Annotated in this window: 9 protein-coding genes and 2 pseudogenes; 5 read left to right on the forward strand and 6 right to left on the reverse strand. The window is 66.3% G+C overall.

Annotated features, from left to right (window positions below):
* On the forward strand, positions 1–175 hold a 175-nt coding region (locus ACLP9N_RS01010), incomplete at its 5' end, for an SDR family oxidoreductase (protein WP_442405655.1).
* A 47-nt stretch (positions 176–222) separates the two neighbouring features.
* Complete coding sequence (locus tag ACLP9N_RS01015) at positions 223–648, forward strand: pyridoxamine 5'-phosphate oxidase family protein (RefSeq protein WP_442405656.1); 426 nt, start codon at positions 223–225, stop codon at positions 646–648.
* Here ACLP9N_RS01015 and ACLP9N_RS01020 read toward each other — a convergent pair.
* Positions 645–1,709, reverse strand: coding sequence for a phosphotransferase family protein (locus ACLP9N_RS01020; protein WP_442405657.1), 1,065 nt, complete (start codon positions 1,707–1,709; stop codon positions 645–647). The genes ACLP9N_RS01015 and ACLP9N_RS01020 overlap by 4 nt on opposite strands.
* 129 nt (positions 1,710–1,838) lie before the next feature.
* Positions 1,839–2,573: pseudogene (locus ACLP9N_RS01025) on the reverse strand (siderophore-interacting protein); the annotation flags it as partial.
* 205 nt (positions 2,574–2,778) lie between these two features.
* On the opposite strand from ACLP9N_RS01025, the gene ACLP9N_RS01030 reads away from it, so the two are divergent.
* On the forward strand, positions 2,779–3,213 hold the full coding sequence (locus tag ACLP9N_RS01030) for a thiol-disulfide oxidoreductase DCC family protein (RefSeq protein WP_442405649.1): 435 nt from the start codon (positions 2,779–2,781) through the stop codon (positions 3,211–3,213).
* 14 nt (positions 3,214–3,227) lie between these two features.
* On the opposite strand, the gene ACLP9N_RS01035 is transcribed toward ACLP9N_RS01030, so the two are convergent.
* The gene (locus ACLP9N_RS01035) at positions 3,228–3,551 is read right to left on the reverse strand and encodes a hypothetical protein (protein WP_442405650.1); all 324 of its coding nucleotides are present in this window, start codon (positions 3,549–3,551) and stop codon (positions 3,228–3,230) included.
* A 300-nt stretch (positions 3,552–3,851) separates the two neighbouring features.
* The gene (locus ACLP9N_RS01040; protein ID WP_442405651.1) at positions 3,852–4,079 is read right to left on the reverse strand and encodes a hypothetical protein; all 228 of its coding nucleotides are present in this window, start codon (positions 4,077–4,079) and stop codon (positions 3,852–3,854) included.
* Between the two features lie 404 nt (positions 4,080–4,483).
* On the opposite strand from ACLP9N_RS01040, the gene ACLP9N_RS01045 reads away from it, so the two are divergent.
* Positions 4,484–4,795 (forward strand): hypothetical protein, encoded by a 312-nt coding sequence (locus ACLP9N_RS01045; protein ID WP_442405652.1) that lies wholly within the window; start codon positions 4,484–4,486, stop codon positions 4,793–4,795.
* A 90-nt stretch (positions 4,796–4,885) separates the two neighbouring features.
* Positions 4,886–5,188: a hypothetical protein gene (locus ACLP9N_RS01050; RefSeq protein ID WP_442405653.1), complete on the forward strand. Its 303-nt coding sequence runs from the start codon at positions 4,886–4,888 to the stop codon at positions 5,186–5,188.
* 30 nt (positions 5,189–5,218) lie between these two features.
* Here the strand turns inward: ACLP9N_RS01050 and ACLP9N_RS01055 are convergent, their stop codons facing one another.
* Together ACLP9N_RS01055 and ACLP9N_RS01060 are read right to left on the reverse strand one after the other, a co-directional pair.
* On the reverse strand, positions 5,219–5,476 hold the full coding sequence (locus tag ACLP9N_RS01055) for a hypothetical protein (protein WP_442405654.1): 258 nt from the start codon (positions 5,474–5,476) through the stop codon (positions 5,219–5,221).
* Between the two features lie 185 nt (positions 5,477–5,661).
* Positions 5,662–6,909, reverse strand: a pseudogene (locus ACLP9N_RS01060) (PE family protein); the annotation flags it as partial.
* Positions 6,910–6,957 lie beyond the last annotated feature (48 nt).

The following is a 6,957-nucleotide window of genomic DNA, read 5'->3' on the forward strand; positions in this document are numbered from 1 at the left end:
AGGCAAGGTCATGGAGACCAACCCGCAGTTGTCCAACATGCTCACGCCGTTTCTGCCCACCTGGGTTGCGGAGCCGGAAGACGTCGCCGACGCCGTGTGCTGGCTGGCCAGCGACGAGTCGCGCCTCGTCACCGCCGCGGAGATCCCGGTCGCCCAGGGTTCGACGCAGTACTGATCGGCCACACCGGGAATAGGCCGTTGGGCCTGGCGCTTGAAGTCCACATGAAGGCCTTCACCGAAACCGAATGTCAGGAATTCCTCGCCGCCAAACACATCGGCGTGCTGTCCGTCGCGGCCGACGGCCGCCCGCCGGCCAGTGTCCCGATCTGGTACGACTACACCCCCGGCGGGAACATCCGGATCAACACGGGGGCGTCGAGTCGCAAGGCCCGGCTCGTCGAGCGAGCCGGTGCGGTGACGCTCGTGGTCCAGCGCGAAGAGTTGCCGTACCAATACGTGGTCGTCGAGGGCACCCTCGTCGAGACCACCCGGCCCGCCCCGGTGGAGGTGCAGGAATCCATCGCCATCCGCTACCTCGGCGAGGAAGGCGGGCGCGCATTCGTGGCCAGCATGGAGGGTGTCGCGGAGGTGTTGTTCACCATCCGCCCCGACCGCTGGCTCAGCGCCGATTTCACCGGCGACCTCTAGCCGATCAGCTCCAGCGTTCCCAGGTCACGTATCGCTTGACAGCCCCGGCCCAGCATGGTCAGCACCATGTCGTCACCGCGATCGGTCGAGGCCGCGAAGGCGAAGCCCAGCGCCGAGATCAGCGGTGCCTGTAGCACCCCGAGCCGGTAATCGCTCCAACATGTTTCACGGTCGTAGTCGGTAACCCCGCAAATTGACAACGCTCGGTGATAGTCGGCGACGAGGTCTTGTTCGATCTTTGCACGCAGCTGCGACTTCAGGCTGGTCGCGGTGAAGTAGGCGAGATCCCTGGCCGGCAGACCCACGCCGAGCGTCTGCCAGTCGACGACGCTGACCCGCGTTCGGTCCGGGTCGAACAGCATGTTGTCCAGGCGATAGTCCCCGTGCAATAGGGCAAACCGGTCGTACTCGGCCAGCAGCCACGGCGCCACCAAACCCATTGCCGTAGCGAACGTATCGCGGTCTTCCGGGCTCATCCGATCGCCCAGCTTCTCGAGCGTGATGTCGGCGCTCATCTTCGCCACTTCGCCCATGCCGTTGGCGCCGGCTTCGTCCGGCCGTCCAAACGCGATGCCCGGAAAATCCAACCAGACCGGATCGCACCAACTGGGCGCGTGCAGACCGGCCAGAGCGGTAACCGCAAGGCGGGCTTCCTGTTCGCCGCAGCCGGCGAGCTGATCGCCCTGGACCGCTGGTGCTTGATCGGCGAGCAGCAGGGCGAAATCCATCGCCTCTTCCGTGATCGCGCAGTAGAAGCACCGCGGTGTCGGCACCTGCACTTGATCAACCACGGATGAGTAGAACGCGCACTCGCTGCGATATCCGATGACAACGCGGTCACGCACGGCGTCATCCTGGGCGGGCAGTTTGATGACGAACGTATGCGGTAGATCGCCGGGATCCGTCGCATACCTGGCGCTCACCCGGTAGGTCGCCCCGGTCTGCCCGGTGCCGATGGCCACCACGTCGACCCCGGAGACCTCCACCGGCGAACGGCTTTCGCTGAGCGCGGCAGACAGCCACTCCGGGGTAACGTCGCCGGGATACCTCGGAATGAACATCGCAGCACTCACTACACGCCTCCACTACCCGGACGGCTCCGTCCGCCGCAGATACTGTAAGGCATACGGCAAGGTCGAGGACCTGGTCGGCGACGTACCGCTTATGCCCGGCTGTCACCGTGACGAGTTGCCCATCGCGCGCCCGGCCCGCCAGTAGGCCCGGGCGTGTATCTCCGACTTCGGGAAACCGAATTCGCCGCGTAGCCGCGTTCGCACGTGCTTGAGCGTCGTGGCCTCGGGGGTCGCCCATGCGTACCACTGCGACCAGTCCCGGCTCCCGATCGCCGCGGCCAGCGATTTCTCATCGCGGCGAGCGACCCAGTGCACTGCGAGCCGCGGATGCCGCGCGAGCGGGATCACGGTGTCGTTGTTGTCGTGCCGCTCGAGGTACATCTCGATCGGCACGTCGTGCGGGACGACGCCGACGATTCCGTTCAACGCGGGGATCGATGCCGAGTCGCCGAGCAACAGATAGCCGGCCGGCTGTTTTTCGGGTACGTCGAATCGAGCGGAGCCCATCAGCGACATGACCGCGATCGTGGCGCCGCGCTCCACGGTGCGCGCCCACAGCGACGCCGGTCCCGCCGGGTCGTGCAGCACCATGTCGACCGCGAAGCGGCCCGCGGGGACGTCCGCCTCCGAGATCGTGTAGGCGCGCTGGAACTCGGTGTTGGACCCGTCCGGATCGGGAAACCAAAACCGCAGCCACGCCGCGGGTTCGGCCTTCGCATCGTCGAACAACGTCGACGACTCCATCCGCACCCGTACGAAATGTGGTGCCACGCGGATAGTTTCGATGACCGTTGCCTTGTGGTCGCGGGCGCCGAGACCGCGCAACATCACACCCTGTAACCCGCGTGCCATCAGCGCTCCCCTCCGGCGCTGAGGTCCGCGACGGCCTCGCCGACCGGTAGCACCGAGACCGGGCTCCGGATCAATGTGGCCGGCAACCGCCTCTGACGAGACACAACCCAATTCATGTGACTCCACCCTCCTAAGCCCCTCTAAATTAAGGGTTGCCTAACCTTTGGTCAAACCCGGGCGCGTGTCGGTCAGTAGCCTGGTCCATGTGAGCGGTGATACGCAGCGCGCGGCGCCACCGGTGTTGCTCTACGACGGTGTCTGCGGCTTCTGCAACCGGGCGGTCCGGACGGTGCTCCGGTTCGACCGACGCGGCAGCCTGCGCTTCGCGGCCCTGGACAGCGACTTCGCCCGGGCGATCATCGAACGCCATCCGGCGATTCAGAACGTGGATTCCGTCGTCTTCGTCGACGAACCCGGGCAGCCCGGGGAACGGGTCGCCGTGCGGTCCGAAGCCGCGCTGCGTGTAGTCGATTATCTCGGCGGGCCGTGGAAGCTGCTCAACGTCACCCGCATCATGCCCGCAGCACTGCGCGACCGGCTCTACGACAGGTTCGCCGATATCCGCTATCGCGTCTTCGGCAAGTACGACAGCTGTCCGATACCGCCGCAGGAGGTGCGGGACCGCTTCTTGGACGGCTGACCGGATGGGCGGCGCTAGTGATCGGTGTCGAGAGACAGGTCCGCTTCCGACTCTTTGCGCTTCAACTCGGCCAGCTTCCGATCTTCGGCCGCAGCTTTGCGATGGATGGTTGCGGACTCCCGGTGCCTGTCTACGTCGGGGACCCGCCGTTGGACCGACCGCTCCCGCACCGCTGCAACGCGTTCGTGTTGCAGCGCGGATTTTTCGAAGCTGCGGGCGGCCAGGAGTCCCGCCCGTGCGGCGCGTTCGCGCGCCTCGGCGGCTCGGCGTTCTGCAAGCTCCATAACTTCTGGGGTGATGGCTTCGTCGGGTGATGGTGGCTGGTGTCCCGAGACCATGGCGCACTCCCTTTGTCGTGCACCATTGGGTACCCGCTTATAAGGGTTTCACGCCAACACGGCGGACCCTCGCCGAAAAGTGCGGGCGGAGGGACTCGAACCCTATTCAGCTACCTAGTCAGAGCATCAAAATGGCGTCTAGCTGCGAAATAACATTACGGTGATTAACGCTAGTTATCTGTTACTGACCTCAGAATGCGCTCACGGCGCGCTCACGGCCCACCGTCGCCCGTCCCTGATCTGGTAGACGCGCGGCACGGACAGCCCGGCCGACACGACTCGGCGCGCGGGGCCGAGGATTCAGGTGTCTGCCAACTCCGCCTGGCATATGCACACGACGGCCTGCGCGAGGTTGGCCACCGCTTCGCACAGGAGCGTCTGGCGATGCTCACCGTTGGCCTTGGTCGCCGCAGTCGTCGCTTCGTCGCGGCGTTGTGCGCGTAATGCATTGCCAGTGAATAGCTCATCGGCGTCAACGTAGCAGTGCTCCGGCGGCGACACGCCGAGGCCGACACGCCGAAGCATCATTGGGTGCAGTCCCGCGAAATCTTTGTGTACAGCGCGTTTGCCGGGGCTTAGGGGGGCAACTATTCCGTGCCCGGCACGCCTAAGCGCATCGACGCAGGCACGACCTATGCGCAGAAGTGCCGATGTGGACGCGTCAATGGTTTTTCATCAGCAACGTCGCGATCCGGGAGTCGGACAGCGTTTGCCATTGTCAGCGGGTCTGCCGACGTCCTCGGGATTTTTGGCCCTGCCAGGAGATTTGATTCAAAAAATTTCTATACATCAAAGGGAGGTCGGTCTTAGTCTCAGCACGAATCAAGCACTGCCGCAAACAAACAGCGGCCCCCGTTTGACCCCGGTGCGCTAACACCGGGCGGAGGCCGCCAGAACCAAACCGACCGCTTTGCAACGAAAGGAAAGGCTCGATGAGCACGATACCGCAGCACTCCTATCCCAACGTCCCACTGCCCGCCGGCGCCGTATTCGGCAACATCTGGGAAGGCGACGACCCGGAGCGGGTCATCACGGGGCCGAACCGCGGGATCACCGATTCCGACGTCTTCGTCCGGACGACCGCAATCCAGCGGGCCGACGGCCGAATCGATGTGGAGCCCAACGAGCCGCCCCTGGTCCACATCGAGGGAGACACCGACGGGCTGAACAGCGACCAGGTCCGCGAGCTGGCCACGGTACTGCTCGAGGCCGCCGCCGAGATGGACGGGTGGGCTACGCGATGACGACGTTCGTCTCACCAAACAAAATCACGCCCATCGCCTGCGCGCCGTGGTGCAAGTATGGAGACGGTCACCCCAGGGCGGTAAGCCGCGATGACCAAGACTGCTGGGGCGAAGACCGCCCGGTCATCAGTCGAAGAGGTCAATGCGGAGCCGCTCAAGGAGCTTGGCGATTGGGATATCTATCTGCCACACATCACCCCGTGCGCCTACAGGGGCTTCAATCAGCTGCCCGTCGTGTACCTGCACGTGGAATTGCCGGGCTACGACAAAGGCGGGATCGACATCTCAGCGAAGCTCACTGCTGACGAGGCACGCCAGCTCGCCGCTCAGCTGGTCGCGGTTGCGGACGAGATCGGCGGTGCATATTCGATGGAAGTGAATTGCCAACCGTAGGCCCCTGACCCACAGTTGAAGGTCGGCCCGTCATCCCTCCTGGGGTGGCGGGCCTTCCCATAACTCAGCGTGTCGCTTCGCCCAGTCGATAGTGCTGTAGGCGCCGTGGTGGATGTGCGTCGAGGCGCCACCCTCCGGCGCCTCCCGAACCACCAGAATCCACGGGAGGTCTTGGCTTGCCGCCCCGGTGGGGTCGTGGAAGACCCGGTATTCATGCTTGCCGCTGATCGCACGGTAGCGCTCGAACGGGTAGGTCGCGTTCTCGTCCACTGTTTCCCATTGCAGCATGGTTACCTATGATGCCGCGGCAGGCTGAATACGGGAACCAGATCATGCCTGCCCCCGTCTAGGTGGTTGATCGGGCCGCCCCTGCTCTCGTCGGGGGCACTGCTCGGTCATCATCACCGAATGGTGATCGGCGCCACCCTGATCGACCGCGCGGGCTATGTCATCCCGTTATTCCCGGGCGCGCCGAGGAGGATCACCGAACCCCTACCGCCGGTACCGGGGGTGCCCGTCGTCGCACCAATCCCGGCGTTGCCGCCGTTGCCGCCGTTGCCCATTACCAACGCGTTGCCGCCGTTGCCGCCGTTGCCGCCGACAACAGGGGAGTCTCCGCCGGAGCCGCCGCCACCGCCGTTGCCGACGAGTAGCCCGCCATTGCCGCCGTGACCGCCGTTACCGCCGCTACTAGTGGGGCCGCCGAGCCCGCCGGAGCCGCCGTCACCGCCGTTGCCAACGAGTAGGCCGGCGTCGCCGCCTGCCCCGCCGGCCCCGCCGGTGGACAACGAGAAACTGAACCCGCCGGAGCCGCCGGCCCCGCCGGTACCGAACAGCAGGCCGGCCTTGCCACCGTGCCCGCCTGCCCCGCCGGTCAAATTGCCAACGCCGCCTGCGCCGCCGGCCCCGCCGGTACCGAACAGCAGGCCAGCGTTGCCACCGGCCCCGCCTGCCCCGCCTGGGCTGTTGTTGAAGCCCTCACCGCCGGCACCGCCGACCCCGCCGGCGGAGAAGGACAACAAGCCGGCGTTGCCGCCGGCCCCGCCTGCCCCGCCGATGGCGTTGCTGCCGGTGCCGCCAGTGCCGCCGAGACCTCCGGGGCCATAGATTAGACCGCCGGCCCCACCCTGCCCGCCGTTGCCTCCGGTGGTGCCGCCGAACCCGCCAGTTCCGCCAGCACCGCCGACACCGAACAGCCCGGCGGCCCCGCCGTTGCCGCCGTTGCCACCGGCCAGGGCCCCTGAGCTTGCTCCGGACCCGCCGGCCCCGCCGTTGCCAAACAGCCACCCGCCGGCCCCGCCGTTTGCCCCGGTGCCCGGGGCTGCGTTGGCGCCGTTGCCGATCAGCGCACGCCCGGTCAGCGCCAGGCTGGGCGCATTGATCACGCTGAGCAGATCCTGCTGTACCGTCTGCGCCGGATTGGCCGTAAACGCCGCAATATTGGCGGCCTCCGCGCCGGCATATGATCCCGCACCCGCGGTCAACGCCTGCACAAACTGGTCGTGAAACGCCGCCGCCTGCGCGCTGACTGCTTGAAAGCCCGCACCGTGGGCCGAGAACACCGCCGCAATGGCCGCCGACACCTCATCCTCGGCCGCGGCCAGCACCCCCGTAGTCTGGGCCGCCGCGGCCCCGTTAGCCACTTGGATCGTCGAACCGAGACTGGCCAAATCCGACGCTGCTGACGCCACCATCTCCGGCGCCGCGGTTACAAACGACAAATTGCCCACCTCCGACCAAGTCGAGACGATCCCTGGCAGGCACCCGGG

Source organism: Mycobacterium sp., assembly GCF_052144515.1.
GTDB lineage: Bacteria > Actinomycetota > Actinomycetes > Mycobacteriales > Mycobacteriaceae > Mycobacterium.